The following is a 16,045-nucleotide window of genomic DNA, read 5'->3' on the forward strand; positions in this document are numbered from 1 at the left end:
TCGGGTTTATTCGTCTAAAGGATTGCTTTTACAATGAGTGGACAGGGTTTGGTTGAACTGTTCTGCATAGGTAAGCGCCTTTTCCATTAACGTTTGGTGATACTGATTGAGCAGGGTATCGCCAGCACCAGGAATAAATTTAGTACCGCATAGCTTAGCAAGTGCTTGTTGCTGATCAACAGCGATACCCGGCATAGGGTTTCCGCGAGATGCCAAAACATATAATCTAAAGTCATTGTTTTTGATGGCGGATTGTATTTCTTTTTCAATATCTGTTGTATTGACCCACTCTAAACGTTTGATCGCTTGTTTTTGGTCATCGGTTAATTGTGGATCTGAAATGTTGCTGATTGAGTCAGTCAGTGATTGTTCTCTTGATGTAGATTGCTCCCTGGATGTAGATTGTGGACCTGTTTTATCGTTTGCAGCTTGATTTGTTGTCGATTCAGATGTGCATGACTGTAAGGCTATGCTTAAAGTAATGGCAATAATTATCGACTTAATGCTTTGCAATACAATTTTTAACATGCTGTGTGCTTTCCAATGATAGTAAATTGGTCTCACTTTTTATGAGACCAATTATGAGACAAACTATGAGAGAATATTGACTTAACGCTAACTGTTACAAGTTTGTTAGTTACTTATTACGACTGTAAACCACTCGAGCACCCACTAGCATTAAACAAAGTAACGTCCACAAGTTTATTGTACCTCCGCCACCTTCTTCAGGCTTTTCAGTGACCGTTATTTGTACGTTTGCGGATGCGCTTGCTCCAGCTTCATCGGTTATTGTATAGCTAAATGTTTCATTGCCAACAAAGCCAGAGCCCGGTGTGTAGGTGACACTTAAATTATCGTCTGATAATTGCAGAGTACCTGAGCCAGAATAATTTACATTGGTAATGCTAAGTACACTTGCAATATCCACATCACTGTCGTTATTTAATAGATTAAAACTGTTTTGTTGACTGTCTTGTTCAACACTAAAGTTGTCATCGCTTGCAATTGGCGCATCATTAACGGGTGTAACCGATACAGGAAGCGTAATAACATTACTGTCCAGCTCGCCATCACTTACGCTAACTTGAATGGATATATCGCCTTCAAAATTTTCAGAAGGTGTAATGGTTGTATTCTCAACGCTGTAATTTTCGCCACTAATAATATTTAAAGTGAATTGCTGGCTATCAATATCGTTAATAGAAACAGCGGATAATGAAATGTCTAATGAGACATCTTCATCTGTTATTAACTCTTGATTAGAAGCCGATATTTGAGGAGCATCATTAACCGCTTCTACATCAATCTCTAATGGGTACACAGGGCTTGTGTACTGGCCATCAAATACGGTTATATTGACTGAAAGTGTGCCATTGAAATCGGCCGATGGTGAAACCGTAAAGTTTTCAAACGTATAGTTATCACCATTTTCTAAGGATAGGGAGAAGTCATCAGGGAAGTTATTATCGACATCTGTAACAGTAATATCCGATAACGATAGGGTAAGTGAATTATCTTCCAATACTGTTAAGTCACTTTGTCCCGTTATAACCGGTACACCCGCTAGTGCGCTTACAGAAAAACTTGTTGGCGATACGTTAAAGAAACGATCATCAGTACAGGCAACCAATATACGGGCATCATTAATATCGGCATTGGGTAACTGTACATTTTCGGTTCCATCGTTATCCGTTGTTTCCAGTAATACATTATCAAATGAATTGCCTCCATCATCCGATAAAACTACTTTTACTGCGTTACAATTGGTTATGTCATTATTGGTGTTCGCAACATTCCAATTTAATTCAATGGTAGTGAATCCTTCAAACGGCCCATTATCTGATAAGGGCTGTACAGTAAATGGCCCCGCCGTATCATCAACGGAAATAGAAACCGTATCCATATTGACACCACCCGCACCATCGCGCACGGTTATTCGAAAATCCATGTTTCTGTCTGTCGTAGGCAATACTTCATCGAACGAAGATGTATCGTTTAACACGCGACTAAGTTGTGGAAAATATCGAGTCGCGTTTGAACTGGGTGTGTAAGATCGAAAAAGAGGGCGCTCACCATCATCGATCATTTCGCTGCGCGAAAATGTTTGAGGGCCCAGGTCGAGTTGCTCCCAGGAATAGGTCAAACTGTTGTTGCCATCAGTATCGATTGCTTCTGCGGTTAATGAAAAAGGTGTACTGGCAGGGATGGTAATATCAGCGCCAGCGTTAACGGTGGGTACGTTATTGGACAAAGAAGAGTTTGTACCGCAACTGGCTCCGTTAGAGTTCGAAATGTAATTTCTGATTTCTTCAATACTGTGACTATGGAAGAAAGCATCACTGCTATTTTGTAAGTTTTGATCGCCGCAAATTCCTGCATACCCCATAATGGTTGAAGCACTTCCGGGTTCGTAAGCAGCCCCTGATGAGCGGTTACTACCACAGCTTCCTGCACCGCCATTAAAGGTATGATTAGCGCCAAATTGATGCCCAATTTCATGGGCAACATAGTCGATATAAAAAATATCCGTAGTAGGGTTTGAAAGACCCGTTACTCCACTGGCCCTTCGGTTACCACAGACAACACCCAAACCGGCAAGGCCGCCACCACCTGTATTTACAACATGCCCAATATCGTAGTTGCTAGAGCCAATATTCGTATCTAGCACATCACGATTTAAATTAATATCACTGGTATTGTTGTTGAAAGGATCAGAAGCTGTGTCTGTGAATATTACTTGATCATTATTCTCAGAAAGCATTAAAAAAATGGCCAGATCTTTTTCATAAATTTCATTGACACGATTAATGGTTGTGACAACCGCTGCCAGGCCAGACTCTACCGTTCCACCGTGAAATTGCGTGAACTCTGCTGCAGCGCTAACGGCTAAACGATAAGTTCTTAGCTCTTCACCAAACTCTGCTTTTAATGTTTTCGTTTTATTATGAAAACTCTCATTTTCAGAACCTTCTTTTTCCGAACTCTCTAAAACTCTGTCTAGTGGCCGGTAAGATTGGCTATTAAGAGCTTCGCTTGCATTGTAAATACGGTAGTGTTGATTTGTATTTTTTTCAGGGTCAATAATATACATGGTGCCATTGTGACGAAACATGGCATGAAACCCTTGTGGGGTAATATCAAACTTTCCGGTGTTATCGGGAGCTTTAAGATTAAATCCAGAAAACGTTTTAATGGATGGATATTTTTGAGACAAGCTTGTCGGCAAAACTGCAGATTCGTAAACAATATATTCAACGGACTCTCCATTGGGTAATGGAAGTTGTAATTTAATACCTGTTATCGACTTATCGTGTTGATTTTTTGTTATGTATGAAGGCGTGCTGGTTAATATTTTAGTAAGCTTTGTTTCATCGACATTCATCAAGGTATAAGGATAATTTTCTGCTTGACTAGAATACTGGCTATCATTCATTTTTGAAATGATATTCCAATAAGATTTATCTTTGAATGTTGAGTGAGTTGCTTCAGTTATTTGTTCGCTAGTCGATGTTGTCGCCTGTGTGATTTGTGAAGCAAGGCATATAGTAATTGCACTGGTAAGCGTAACAACTTTATTCAGTCCTGATTGAGTATTCAAACGGTATCTCCTTAAGTACGTGAGCTGGATCCGAAAATTATAGAAAGGATCTTGTCAGTTTGTTAAATGTGACATCAGTTGGCAAGATAAATCGCCTTTAGAGTCCGTTATTGTGAATTAATTGACATTAAATATGTGAAAATTTAACAACTTAAGATCAATATGGTATATACCGGATAAGCATCTTTCATTGGCTGTCTTGGTAATAGGGTAGTAAATTAATCTAACTATCCAGTGGGATTTTCTGTTTATCTCGCACTGCAATTTCTTGTCTCTAATGCAGTTTCATCAAAACCTTATTAGCACAGTAATTAATGATTTGAAGGAATGAGCTTCAATAGAATAGGGCAATATAACTTTATTCAGTGAATCTCAATGCTCATATCGATATTCTCAATAAAAAATCGACCTTGTCTTACAGAATCAAGTAATTATCCGCTTTATACCAATGTATAAATAAGAAAACGTCGATTCATTATCTCAGTCATAAAGCGTACTCTGTTTTTAAACAAAGTCGGCTATCAAAATATTGTTATTAAACGGCTTGCTTATCAAACTGTGAGCGTTTGGAATGATAGTTTGGAAGTATTTAAAAGGAGCTTAATTATGCATAAGGGAATGCTGAGTCTGGTTGTTGTACTCTTATTAATTAATGTTGTTTTGACGTTAACGTTAATTGCTACTGCTCCAGAAAATGTAAGTGATGATTTCAAATCAAACCTGACAGCCAGTAGTGATCATTATGAGCAAGAAACTTTCTCGTTTATTGAAACAGAGAAAAATATTAATGCCAATCATCGGTCACTTAACGAAAAAATCAATCACCTTTCACATCTGGTTAACAGCCTGAGTATAAAAGTCACATCGCTGACGAAAACCATTGAAAATAATCGTACAAGTGTTGCTGAAAGCTCCTTACCAGTTTCGAAGGAGCCTTTAACAGATTATCAACAAGCGTTACTGGAACAACATAATGAAACCGGTTATCAAGCTGTTGAATCGGTATTAAGCATTGGTAGCCTCGATCAGCAGGGCGTTCATCGGTTGCGAGAAAAAATGGCCAAGATGTCACCGGAGGATCACCAGGCTGCGTTGCAAAAATTAATTATGGCGATTAATCGCGGCGAAATAGAAGTGCTTCCGGGAACGGTTCTTTAGTGTGTGCTTTAACGGTTAGCGCACAGGGATGGTTTTATCAACCGCAGTAAACTCAAGGAGAAACACTATGAAATACGTTAGTTTTGCATTTGCTTTATTGGTTGCCAGTATCAGTTATGCCGGTTATACCAATCACTATGTGGTGAATATCAGCAGTAATATTGCCTATGGCTCAATGGTGGGGGCGCGTAACAGTGCCGATAACAGTCAGTTTATCAGCTGCGCTTTTGTTGGATTGCCGTCTTCGCAGTACGGTGTGTGCAGTGCGCGCGATACAGCGGGTACTTACTTCAGTTGTACCACAACCGAGCCATACCATGTGGATCAAATAAGAGGACTAAGCAATGAGTCTTATTTGTATATTCGACGTGATGGCAGTAAGTGCGATTACATTTATTCGTCAACCGGCTCGCAATACCATCAATAAATATTGCAGCAGTTTTTGTGATTAATTTTGAGCGAAAGATAAACACGTTCTAATTCATTTGATGAATAAAAAAAGGCCGGTCACTTTTGTGACCGGCCAAAGCACCGGGGTGTATATTTTTATTGTCATACTATTACTAGTATTTTTACTGGTCAGCACCAGGTTGACCAGATTGCCAAATCCTTTTAGGGCAATTCTTTTTAAGGCAGTTCGTCCACCAGTTGAGTTACTACGCTTCCGGTAATTGGATTAACGGTCACTTCAACCAGTTGATCAAACAGCGATGGATCCTCGTCTGTTTCTGCTGTTGCCGAGGCACCACTGGCTTGCGTGGTTGAGCCGGATTCAAGTTGACGGTAGCCCGTTACTTTTACATAAATCTGGAACAACTCATTGGCCGGATCGGCAAAACGAATATGCCGCGCTTCGGTGGTTTCACCCGCACTGAACACATCGTCATTACCCAGTTGGTAGGAGTAATCAAAAATTGCATGATTACCTTTGCTACCTTCACCACCGTTATCGGCATTAATCACTTTTACCGTGCCAGAGGCCGATTTGATTTTCTTAATGCGATAGGTAAGCAGTGGCACATAATCAGTCGAATCGTCGTTGGTTAATGCCATGTCAAGACTGAAGATGCCATTGCTTAAATCCAGATTCGAAATTGCCATACTGACTTTACGGGTCAGGTTGGTTTTTTCGCGCTGATCAATGGTTACGGATTTCACATTACTTGGCGCGCTCACGTAAAAACCAATTTTGCCATCAAACAATGAACGCACGCGGTAGTGATAAGTGCCATTGCCTAACTCGCTATCGGTAAACTCGGTTACCGAAGCATCTAGCAGGGCTATCGCTTCGAAGTTTTCGCCATCGCTTGAGCGTTCCACTTCAAATTTACGCTCACCACCATTGGCGGCCCAACTGATGGTGACTTCACCATCAAAATCGATGGACTCACCATTGCTGCCGATAAAGTCAGCCTGTGACATGGAAACCGTTGGTGCAATACCACCGAGTTCCTGAGTGCTTATTAACGTTGTTTCAACCGGACCGTTTAACCAACCGGACACACGGTAAGTATAAGTACCGGGTTGAATCACATTGGCTTCAACATGCTCCGGGCCACCAGCATTGGTGGATGAAGCAATTTGATTGCCATCGGGATCAAGCAGGAATAAATCAACATCATCAACCCCATTGCTGGTGTAATCCAGATCACCCACCAAACGGAATGCCGACGCATCCACTTCAACAGGGAAATCCTGATAGGTCACACCGGCAACCGCCTGTGTATTTTGATCGCCAGCCGTCAATGTACCGTTAAAAGTTTCGCTTTGTGTGCCCACTACGGCAGCGGGTTCACTCATGCGTGGTTTTAAATAAAACGGCATACGCAAGGTTTCGCTACCATCGCTGCGTTCGGCAATCACATACCACATGGTTTCAAGGAATTGACCATTCTCAAGCAGTGTCGAACGAACTTTATCGCCATCAAAATTAGCACTCACGGTAAAAGTGGTGCTGCCGTTGTCACTGACAGAAACCGAGTTGCTCGACAGGCTGACATCTATGCCGTCGATTTGTAGGTCGCGATTGTTAGCAACGCTCAGGTTGTAGTCTCCGGCATTACCCAGACCTCGCAAGGTCACCTCAACGGTTTCGCTGTGTTGAATACGCGTATCAATCACCGGCAGTGATTTAAATGAGTAGCTGCCCAGTAGCGTTGGTTCAATTACACCATCACCCGGGATCCCCATCACCGCTTTGGCATTAACCGCGGCTTTAACATCAATCAGGCCAGAGCCCTGTGCAAGAATGCTGTCGTTCATGATGTTATCGGCTTTAGGTGTACCATCGGCAAAGCGAGGATTAGTTGATGTATTCATCAGTACAGCACGAATGTCCGCCACCGAAAGCTCAGGTCGAGCCTGACGAACCAGTGCCGCTGCACCGGCAACATGAGGCGAAGCCATGCTGGTTCCGTTAGCCGAAGTGTAACCCGTGGGGTGTGCCATGGTTGCAACCGGAGGGCCCGATTTAGTGGTGGCGGCTAATACCGCTACCCCTGGCGCGGCTAAATCCGCTTTAATTTGCCCAGATCCCAAAATAGGCCCGCGCGAGCTAAAGCCTGCAATGCCGGGTTGATACAAAGACGCATCCACCGGGTTTAACTGAATCTTACGATTCGATATACCGGCTGCGTTGTAACCCAGTTCCTGCAAAGTTTCGCCATCGGTACCAGAAATGGTAAACACTGGCGATGCTGCTGGCGCTAATACTTCACCCACAGGCTCAGGCGTGTTGTTAAAGATAACCGTCGCAATAGCGCCCTTGGCCTGACAGTTCGCCGCTTTATTGGCGAATAATCCGGTTCCGGCATCGGCCGCATCCACATCAACCGTGCTGCCACGTTTAACCAGACAAATGTTACCGGCGACCGAAAGCGGTACCTGATCCGGCGTATCGGCCAGACCCGCAAAAACATAAAAACCATTTAATGGCGCATCAAGCGGCTGTTGTAAGTTACTGTCGGCAGACATGGCCGCAACAAAAGGACCAAAGCTTGCGTCAATATCGGTATTGGTGCTGTTAAACACTTCTACGCTGTTTGGCGCTACACCGGGATCGTTACTGGCAGCTACCGCAATTACATGTCGACCTGCTGCAGGTGAACCCAGCGTTTTCTCTCCGGGGCCATCGTTACCGGCAGCGGCAACCACTACGGCACCAGCAAGGGCGGCGTTACTCGCGGCAACGGCGCTGGCATCGTCAGGGCCACCGGGGCCGCCCAAACTTAAGTTAATTACATCGGCCACTGGCTTCACATGACCGGTCAAGGTGCGAGGTGAAACACTGTCTTCTAACGCCATAATAGTGGCCGGGCTTATACAACGACCAGCCACATTACACACCTGATAACCCATTACTTTGGCTTGCGGTGCCATACCGTGTACCGCAGCGTCATCGGCTGTATTAGGTACGCCATCAGCACCCGGCGTGTAAGCCAGATAACCTGCCGCGGTAGAGGCAACGTGTGTTCCGTGACCGAAGGTATCCATGCCTTCACCGGAAATCGGTAAGTAATAGGCCACTTTGTTATTGTTTAAAGCTGCCACTGGGGGCGCCACACCAAAACGCGGTGGTGTCGGATCGCCGCCAAACATTTCATTCGACCAGTCGATACCGGTATCAATCACCGACACATACATGCCCTGGCCTTCGTAGCCTTCGCGATGATCATCAAATGCCGTTAATTCTTCTATTTGGCCAAATACTTGATTCGCTCGCGTGTAGGCAACGCTTTTATCCAGCATTGGTTTCAGTTCACGCACATCGTGCACTTTTTTAACTTGTGGCATATTTTCCAATGCCGTCAGTGCACTGTCGGTCACATCGATATTCATGCCGTTAAACACCAGGGTGTAACGGTAATCAATACGGAAAGTATTGCCCTCGGCATCGGGTATATCCACCGATTCCATGGTATAGGCAATGCCATTGCTTTCGAGCGATTGTAAAAAGCTGTTTTGATCGGCCGTTAAATCGGCACGTTGCGCCTGAATTTGTTCTGCCGTCATTGGTGTACCCGCCTGTCGCGCATGAAACATTTGGTGCGCAACTGGAGCATCATTTAATTCAACAATAACAGACTTGGCCATTGTTACACTGGAGGCTGTCCCAACCGCCAGCGCAACCAGCAAGCTGCTTTTTTTAGGAGTAAAGGGTGTAGACATTATTGTTTCCTCTATCGGTTATCCCATGCCCCGATTTTTTAAGCACACATTCACTCAAGCACTCAGGGCAGAATGCCATCCCACTGGTCAGAAAACTTGTTATTAAATATTGGATGTTGTCTGGTGATAGCCCAGCGGCATGGCTTAAAACCGCCGTCATCGCAGTCGCTTCAGGCGAATTGCAATGCGCGATTAATCTATCGCCAATAACCTTGACACAAACAGGCGTTTAAAAGGTATGAGGGGAAACCCTTATAACCGGTAAGGAAAAACATGGGTGGATCATTGATATTTTTTCATAGGGTGTGGTTTTTGTAGAGTGCGCTACGAGGATTGGTTTGGGTAGGGTGCGCATGTTGCGCACCGGAAGATGGTTGATTTGAGTGTTTGGTAATTGGTTCGCACAAAAAGACGTGCAAACCCTACGGGGTTGGTTTTTGTAGGGTGCGCAAGTTGCGCACCGCAAAGAAGGTTGATTTGAGTGTTTGGTAATTGCTACGCACGAAAAGATGTGCAAACCCTACGAGGGGTGTAGGGTGCGCATGTTGCGCACCGAAGATAGTTGGTTTGGTACATTGCTCGACATTTCACTTTTGGCACGTCCTTTGCTCTTACCTAGGATTATTCGAAATAAACTGTAATAATCTCCTCATATGGGGATTTTTGAGGCCTGGGTATGTCGCTAAGAAATATAATAATGCTGAGTGTATTGTCGTTCTTGCTGGTGGTGGTGGCCATTAATGGTTGGCATTTGGCCCGTTTGACCGACAATATTGATCAAAAGCTGGGTGAAGCCTCGTTTCAGGTGAGCAAAGACACGGTTGAGTCGATGTTATCGCAGCGTTTGTCGTCGAGCGTGTTGCTGGTGAACTCACGGTTTGGAACGGATTCTGGCGAAGATGATACTGGTGATGCCGCTGTTGTTGATGGGGCTACTGAAAATAAACCAGATGAGCTTGGTGATAGTAATCATTCAGAGCCTTCAAATTCAGAATCTTTAAAATTAGAGCCTTCTCATTCAGCGAAACAGGCAAATAGAATAAAGCAGACCCATCGGCGGATGGTGGTGCGCAGTGAGCAGCTTACCCTGGAGCAAATGGTGGATTTACAATTGTCCGACTCGGGAGAAAGTCGTTCGATTATTTTGGAGCGAGGTGGGCAGCGCTATTTTATTCCGATTCCGCGTACCGAGCTGGAAAAAACCATGGAAAAGGCGACCGATGCCATCATCATCAGCAGCGTGTTGATTATTGTTTTGTCGATATTGTTTTTTTTCTGGATCAGCGATCGCATTACCCGGCCGCTAAAAAAGGTCAGTAGCACCAGTGCATTAATCGGCGAAGGTGAGTTTGGGGTAACCATTGATGATGCCGGTCGATTCACCGGATCGGAACTGAAACATTTGATTGGCTCCATCAATAAAATGTCTGCGCATTTGCAGTCGTTAGAAATTCAGAAAAATCGCCTTAAGGATCAGCAAACCACCAGCGAAATATCCGAAATTACCCGTGGTCTGGCACACAGCATTCGAAACCCTCTGCATACCATTTTGTTGTCTTTAGAATTACGCCCGAATGATGATGAAAGTTATGCAAAATTGCAGGAAAATATTAAACAACAGATCCATCGAATTGATCAGCATATAAAAAGTTTAATGGTGATTACCACTCACGAAGCGCTAACGCCCGAACCCATCAATGTTTATGAACTGTTGCAATCGATTGTGCAGGAGCAGGGCAGTCATCAATGCCAGTTAATGGTGGTCTTGAGTGTGCAGCCTTTATTATCTAATAGACAACAGAGCGAAAAAAATGCCGCCATTGAGAAACACACTCCCGAAGCTTTTGACTGGCAAGTTGAGGCGGTTTATTCGGAATTGCACGCGGTGTTTGCAACTTTGACCAATAATGCTCTGGAAGCGATGGAGGGTCATTCAACTGAACAACAAGGTGATTCAGACAATACCGATAAATCTGGTCGTTCCGATAAGTCAGATCGTTCAGAAATAGCGGTCACTGTTTATTTAAGTCGAACCAATAAAGCCGAATATCAAATTGCTTTTGTGGACCAAGGACGCGGCGTTTCTAAACAGCAGCAGGCCAATTTGTTTAAGCCCCATAACACCAACAAAACCCACGGTTCCGGTATGGGGCTTTATATCGCGCAGCGGATCATTAGCGGACGTTATGGTGGCACTATTCAGTATCAACCAAATCAGCCACAGGGATCGGTATTTATGGTTACCCTGAGCAATCGCGAGTTGAACGGCTCAGATAAAGTTAACCCTGATAAAAGCCAACAATATAAAAGTAATGGTGATAACCATGACAGTGACCAAAATAGCAGTGATAAAAATAACAATGATCAGGCTAAAGATTCTGATCACAGTAAACATTCTGAAAAAAGTGAATAGATGATGGAAATTTTAATTGTTGAAGACGAACAACAGCAACGCGAGCTGGTTAAATCGATCATTGAACAAAACTCCGACCATCAATGTCAGCTGGCCGAGTCTGCCGAGGCTGCCATAAGATTACTTGAGCAGCGGCGATTTGATCTGGTGTTGTCCGACTGGAAACTTAATGGTGCCGATGGTTTGTATTTACTGGAGCAGGTAAAAATCAATTACCCTCACACCTCGTTTGTGTTGATGACCGCTTATGGCAGCATCAGTCATGCGGTGGCCTCCATGCGTTCCGGTGCGGATGATTATTTAGCAAAACCCTTTGAAAAAGAGCCGTTATTATTTGCACTGGCAAAGCTTGAAAATGCCCGGCTGTTGACGGAAGAAAACAATCAGTTAAAACAACAGGTGGTCGTGCGAGAGTCGCTGGGCAATATTATTGGTGGCAGTGCAAAAATGCAGACGCTGTATCAACAAATCGACAAAGTTTCCAATACGGATATTACCGTATTGATCCACGGTGAAAGCGGAACCGGTAAAGAACTCGTTGCTCAGGCGTTGCATAAACGATCAGAGCGCGCCGATAAAAAATACCTGGTGGTGAATTGTTCAGCAATTCCGGAGACATTGGCTGAAACCGAATTATTCGGTGCGGAAAAAGGCGCTTATACCGGCGCATCACAACAAAAAATTGGCAAAATTGAAGCGGCGGATGGTGGCACTTTATTTCTTGATGAAGTAGCGGAATTGCCTGCGTCGATTCAGGCCAAGTTGTTACGGTTTTTGCAGGAAGGCACCATTATGCGTGTGGGATCAACGGAAGAAATAACAGTGGATGTTCGAGTGATCGCCGCATCCCATAAATCGCTGAGTGACGAAGTCGATGGCGGCCGTTTTCGTGAAGATTTATTTTACCGCTTAAACATTATTCCTTTATCGGTGCCACCTCTGCGGGATCGGCTGGACGATTTACCCGAACTGCTGGATCATTTTTGCCTGAAATACGCAAAACGGCATCAGCGAAAACCTCTGGTGTTTTCTAAATCCGCCATGCAGTCACTGTATCAGCACACATGGCCGGGCAATATTCGGGAGCTGGGTAATTTGATAGAACGCTTAAGTGTGATGAATGATAACCAGCCAGTAACCGAGCAGGATCTTCCCTTTAACCAAACGGTCAAATCATCTGAGTTACTGGTTGAATTACCGGCCGGTGGGATCAATTGGGACGACTATGAAAAATCCATTTTACAACAAGCGCTAAAACAAAGTCGTAACAATAAATCGAAAGCCGCCAAGCTGTTAGGGCTTAACTACAAAGCTTTTTTGTATCGCCTGGATAAGCATCAAATTAGTTCAAGTGATTAGCGTGCATAGCAATAACTCTGATTTCAATAGGATAGATAGTTAAGATTTCCCCATATCAGGCTTAATTTCCCGATATGGGGATAACTGCTTTATAGAGTTGTCAGGCGTAGATCAAATAAGCTTTCTAAACATCTAGGTAAATTTCATATAAAACAAACAGTTAATAACATTCAGGTACTGGAAAAAATAGTTGGCACATTAGTTGTTATATAACTCACAGTCATTGATAAACAGACAGTGACCAAATACAAAAGATCCACTCGCTCTATGTGAACGACTCTTTGAGTCATTGGGTATTTATTAGGATGGTAGTGGAAAAGCTTCTGTCCGATTAATCAAGAAAAGGAAAAGACGATGAAATTATCCATAATTGTTACAGGTTTATTGTTAAGCGTGTCATTGGTGATGTCGAATGTGGCTGTTGCTGATGAAGAAAAAAATGTGTCGATTTTTGTGAAAAAAAATAACGACGATAATGCCACGGTTGATATTAAAGTGAACGGTGAGGCAACGGTGTTTGAATTACCTGAGTTGGCCGAAGGCGAAGAGCGCATTATCACCACACAAAGTGGCGGTTCGGTGACGGTTAAAAAAGTAAACGGAGACTTAATCATCATTACTGAAAGTGGTGAAGAGGTTGTGTTACCAAAGCCGGATAAAAATCATATGGTGGCACGGGTAATGGCTCATCACAGTGGTGGAGAAGCCGATGATTCCATTAAAGTATTGGCATCAGGATTATCGGAAGATCAAAAAGAGTCGATTAAGGCATCTATTTTATCTGCAGGAATTACTCGGGACGTGACGTTTATTGATAATGCAAACATGCGTATATTCACTGGCAGCACAGAAGATATAATACACATGGATGATAACAAACGTGTATTTATTGAAAATGAGTATGAAGTGGTAAGATCCTCCGACGATGCGGATCAAAAAGTAAGAAAAATGATTATTAAGAAAGACAAGCAGTAGTCCGTCATTCTTTATTTACTTAAGCTTTACTAAGCCGCCTATTATCGGGCGGCTTTTTTTGTAGGTAATACAAAGGATCTTGTCGAGCTGTAAAGTGTTTGTTTACTTGGGTAATAGCAGATGCTCGGTAATGGATTCAAAATGATCCGCAGCATTGATCAGGGATTGCGCCGTTAAAGATTCAACACCGTACACAGTGGATGAAACATTATAGTTTTGTTTAACGTGTTGCAGCAGCCTGTCAAAGTCACCATCGCCCGATAATAATACCAGGGTGTCTATGGTGTTTGATGATGCTGCTTCAAGGGCATCAATGGTAATGCCCACATCCCAGTCACCTTTGGCAGATCCATCTTTGCGTTGAATAAAAGGCTTCAGTTTTACATTAAAGCCAATATGACGCAGAGCGTCCTGAAATTTTCGTTGGCTGTCCAACTGTGATTCGATGGCATAAGCATTAGCCATGACAATCTCACCAAAATTGTTTAACCGCTGCCATAAAGCGCGATAATTAAATGAGCGCCCAAAAGCGTCTCGTGTGGTGTAGTAAATATTTTGCACATCCACCAGTACGGCAATTTTTTTTGTCATAAGGATTTATCCTGTTAGCCGTTTTGCTTGTTTCTCTTGGTTTCAAGTCTTATTAATAAGTAACTCATTATCAAAAGTAACACGATTAACTGATGCGTCGTGTTTTGATGCGTCGACCTTTTATTTTTCCATTGTTCAGTAACTCAAGCGCGGTTTGAATGGTATCGCGTTTTACTGCAACGTAAGCATTACGGTGCGCAATGTTGATGTTGCCAATGTCGTCACCGGACAGTTGTTTGGTGGCGGTTAAAGCGCCAACAATATCACCCGGTCGTAGCTTGTCTTTTTTGCCCGCCTGTAATTCAAGCGTGATCATCGCCGGTTTAATCGCCTTAGGCTGCGTTGACGATATGGCCGATGCAGACTGTAATTGAATATTGATTGACTGGTATTGTTCGATGGCAGCGATTTTTTTAATTTCCGTTTCTGACACCAGGCTGACGGCCAGCCCTTTTTGCCCGGCACGACCGGTGCGGCCAATGCGATGCACATGCACTTCTGCGTCATGGGGTAACTCGTAACTGATAACCAGTGGCAGCTCTTTTATATCGAGCCCCCGTGCCGCGACATCGGTGGCGACCAAAATGGAACAGCTTTGATTGCTGAATAATAATAATGCTTTGTCACGCTCCGGCTGTTCCATATCGCCCTGCAACGTTAATGCATAGGCGCCTTGTCGATTTAACGCATCGGCAACATCACGACACTGTTGTTTCCGGTTGCAAAAAATAATACAGGAAGCAGGCTGATGCTGATTAAGCAGGGCGAATACGGTGTCCAGTTTTTTCTCGGTTTGATAAAACTGTTGCTCAATGTTGCGTTCCTGTTGTTGGGTGTCGACTTGTACTTGCACCGGATTGTGTTGAATGCGTTGGCTGATGGTTTGTATTTGTTCCGGGTAGGTTGCGGAAAACAGTAAGGTTTGTCGTTTGATGGGTAACTGCTGAATGATGGCATTAATGTCGTCATAGAAACCCATGTCCAACATACGATCGGCTTCGTCCAGCACTAATACGTTTAACTGAGACAGATCGAGTGTTTGTTTTTCCAGATGTTTGAGTAAGCGACCGGGCGTGCCCACCACAATATGCGGCGCATGGGTCAGTGATGCCAGCTGCCGTGCCATAGGCGTGCCGCCACACAGGGTAATAATTTTAGTGTTGGCGATGGCGCGTGCTAAACGGCGCAGCTCCTGGCTAACCTGCTCCGCGAGCTCACGTGTAGGGCAAAGCACAAGCGCTTGCGTTTTTGATAATCCCACTTTCAGTTGTTGTAACACGCCCAAACCAAAAGCGGCGGTTTTTCCGCTGCCGGTTTTTGCCTGCGCCAACACATCTTCTCCGGTGAGCACAGCAGGTAAGCTTTGTGCCTGAATATCGGTCATGGTGTGGTAACCCAGCGACTCCAGGTTTTTCAGTTGCTCGGGGGATAAAGGCAATGAGGAAAATGTTTGGTTGTTCATAAGGTGCCTGTAGATAGCTGGACCAAGTGGTCAATAATGGGACGAAAATGATGGATTGCCAACGACGTTCAATAATCTTAATTGACGCTATATAACCTGAGCCGACATTAATTATTGTTGCGATAGGAAATGAGGCGTGGATTATACGTCTTGTGATTAAAAAGTATACAAAATTTAAACGTTAGATGACTAAAAGTTTAATATAGTATCTTCAAAGTAACGGTGATCAAATAATAACTGACGGATAATCACGGTGTAGATTGAACTTCTAAGGCACAGAGCTTTAAATTCTTGTGTATAAAATTTGAGCGGACTGTAAGAA

General features: G+C 43.7%; 10 protein-coding genes. 5 read left to right on the plus strand and 5 right to left on the minus strand.

Features of this window, described 5'->3' with window-relative positions; translation table 11 throughout:
* Positions 1–6: 6 nt before the first annotated feature.
* Together C8D97_RS00955 and C8D97_RS00960 are read right to left on the minus strand one after the other, a co-directional pair.
* Positions 7–528, minus strand: coding sequence for a hypothetical protein (locus C8D97_RS00955; RefSeq protein WP_109761464.1), 522 nt, complete (start codon positions 526–528; stop codon positions 7–9).
* Positions 529–637: 109 nt separating this feature from the next.
* Entirely contained in the window at positions 638–3,598 is a 2,961-nt protein-coding gene (locus tag C8D97_RS00960) for a reprolysin-like metallopeptidase (protein ID WP_109761465.1), read from the minus strand.
* A gap of 606 nt (positions 3,599–4,204) precedes the next feature.
* Between C8D97_RS00960 and C8D97_RS00965 the strand changes: the two genes are divergently transcribed.
* Positions 4,205–4,756 (plus strand): hypothetical protein, encoded by a 552-nt coding sequence (locus C8D97_RS00965; protein ID WP_109761466.1) that lies wholly within the window; start codon positions 4,205–4,207, stop codon positions 4,754–4,756.
* A 67-nt stretch (positions 4,757–4,823) separates the two neighbouring features.
* Complete coding sequence (locus C8D97_RS00970; protein ID WP_109761467.1) at positions 4,824–5,183, plus strand: hypothetical protein; 360 nt, start codon at positions 4,824–4,826, stop codon at positions 5,181–5,183.
* A gap of 200 nt (positions 5,184–5,383) precedes the next feature.
* Here C8D97_RS00970 and C8D97_RS18490 read toward each other — a convergent pair whose 3' ends face one another.
* The gene (locus tag C8D97_RS18490) at positions 5,384–8,923 is read right to left on the minus strand and encodes a S8 family serine peptidase (protein WP_109761468.1); all 3,540 of its coding nucleotides are present in this window, start codon (positions 8,921–8,923) and stop codon (positions 5,384–5,386) included.
* A 676-nt stretch (positions 8,924–9,599) separates the two neighbouring features.
* On the opposite strand from C8D97_RS18490, the gene C8D97_RS00980 reads away from it, so the two are divergent.
* The 3 genes from C8D97_RS00980 to C8D97_RS00990 all read left to right on the plus strand — a co-directional run bounded on the left by C8D97_RS00980 (position 9,600) and on the right by C8D97_RS00990 (position 13,670).
* Positions 9,600–11,336 (plus strand): sensor histidine kinase, encoded by a 1,737-nt coding sequence (locus C8D97_RS00980; protein WP_109761469.1) that lies wholly within the window; start codon positions 9,600–9,602, stop codon positions 11,334–11,336.
* Positions 11,337–12,695, plus strand: coding sequence for a sigma-54-dependent transcriptional regulator (locus tag C8D97_RS00985; RefSeq protein WP_109761470.1), 1,359 nt, complete (start codon positions 11,337–11,339; stop codon positions 12,693–12,695). It begins immediately after the preceding gene.
* 354 nt (positions 12,696–13,049) lie between these two features.
* The gene (locus C8D97_RS00990) at positions 13,050–13,670 is read left to right on the plus strand and encodes a hypothetical protein (protein ID WP_109761471.1); all 621 of its coding nucleotides are present in this window, start codon (positions 13,050–13,052) and stop codon (positions 13,668–13,670) included.
* Positions 13,671–13,772: 102 nt separating this feature from the next.
* On the opposite strand, the gene C8D97_RS00995 is transcribed toward C8D97_RS00990, so the two are convergent.
* Positions 13,773–14,261 carry an NYN domain-containing protein gene (locus C8D97_RS00995; RefSeq protein WP_109761472.1) on the minus strand — a complete coding sequence of 163 codons (489 nt, stop codon included), beginning with the start codon at positions 14,259–14,261 and terminating at the stop codon, positions 13,773–13,775.
* An 85-nt stretch (positions 14,262–14,346) separates the two neighbouring features.
* Positions 14,347–15,723: an ATP-dependent RNA helicase DbpA gene (gene dbpA, locus C8D97_RS01000; protein WP_109761473.1), complete on the minus strand. Its 1,377-nt coding sequence runs from the start codon at positions 15,721–15,723 to the stop codon at positions 14,347–14,349.
* Positions 15,724–16,045 lie beyond the last annotated feature (322 nt).

Source organism: Pleionea mediterranea, assembly GCF_003148745.1.
GTDB lineage: Bacteria > Pseudomonadota > Gammaproteobacteria > Enterobacterales > Kangiellaceae > Pleionea > Pleionea mediterranea.

Excerpts from the sequence above, each read along its gene's own strand:
- C8D97_RS00985 (WP_109761470.1), top strand. The coding sequence starts at position 11,337 with ATGATGGAAATTTTAATTGTTGAAGACGAACAACAGCAACGCGAGCTG.
- C8D97_RS00970 (WP_109761467.1), top strand. The coding sequence starts at position 4,824 with ATGAAATACGTTAGTTTTGCATTTGCTTTATTGGTTGCCAGTATCAGT.
- C8D97_RS18490 (WP_109761468.1), bottom strand. The coding sequence starts at position 8,923 with ATGTCTACACCCTTTACTCCTAAAAAAAGCAGCTTGCTGGTTGCGCTG.
- C8D97_RS00965 (WP_109761466.1), top strand. The coding sequence starts at position 4,205 with ATGCATAAGGGAATGCTGAGTCTGGTTGTTGTACTCTTATTAATTAAT.
- C8D97_RS00955 (WP_109761464.1), bottom strand. The coding sequence starts at position 528 with ATGTTAAAAATTGTATTGCAAAGCATTAAGTCGATAATTATTGCCATT.
- C8D97_RS00980 (WP_109761469.1), top strand. The coding sequence starts at position 9,600 with ATGTCGCTAAGAAATATAATAATGCTGAGTGTATTGTCGTTCTTGCTG.
- C8D97_RS00990 (WP_109761471.1), top strand. The coding sequence starts at position 13,050 with ATGAAATTATCCATAATTGTTACAGGTTTATTGTTAAGCGTGTCATTG.
- C8D97_RS00995 (WP_109761472.1), bottom strand. The coding sequence starts at position 14,261 with ATGACAAAAAAAATTGCCGTACTGGTGGATGTGCAAAATATTTACTAC.
- dbpA (WP_109761473.1), bottom strand. The coding sequence starts at position 15,723 with ATGAACAACCAAACATTTTCCTCATTGCCTTTATCCCCCGAGCAACTG.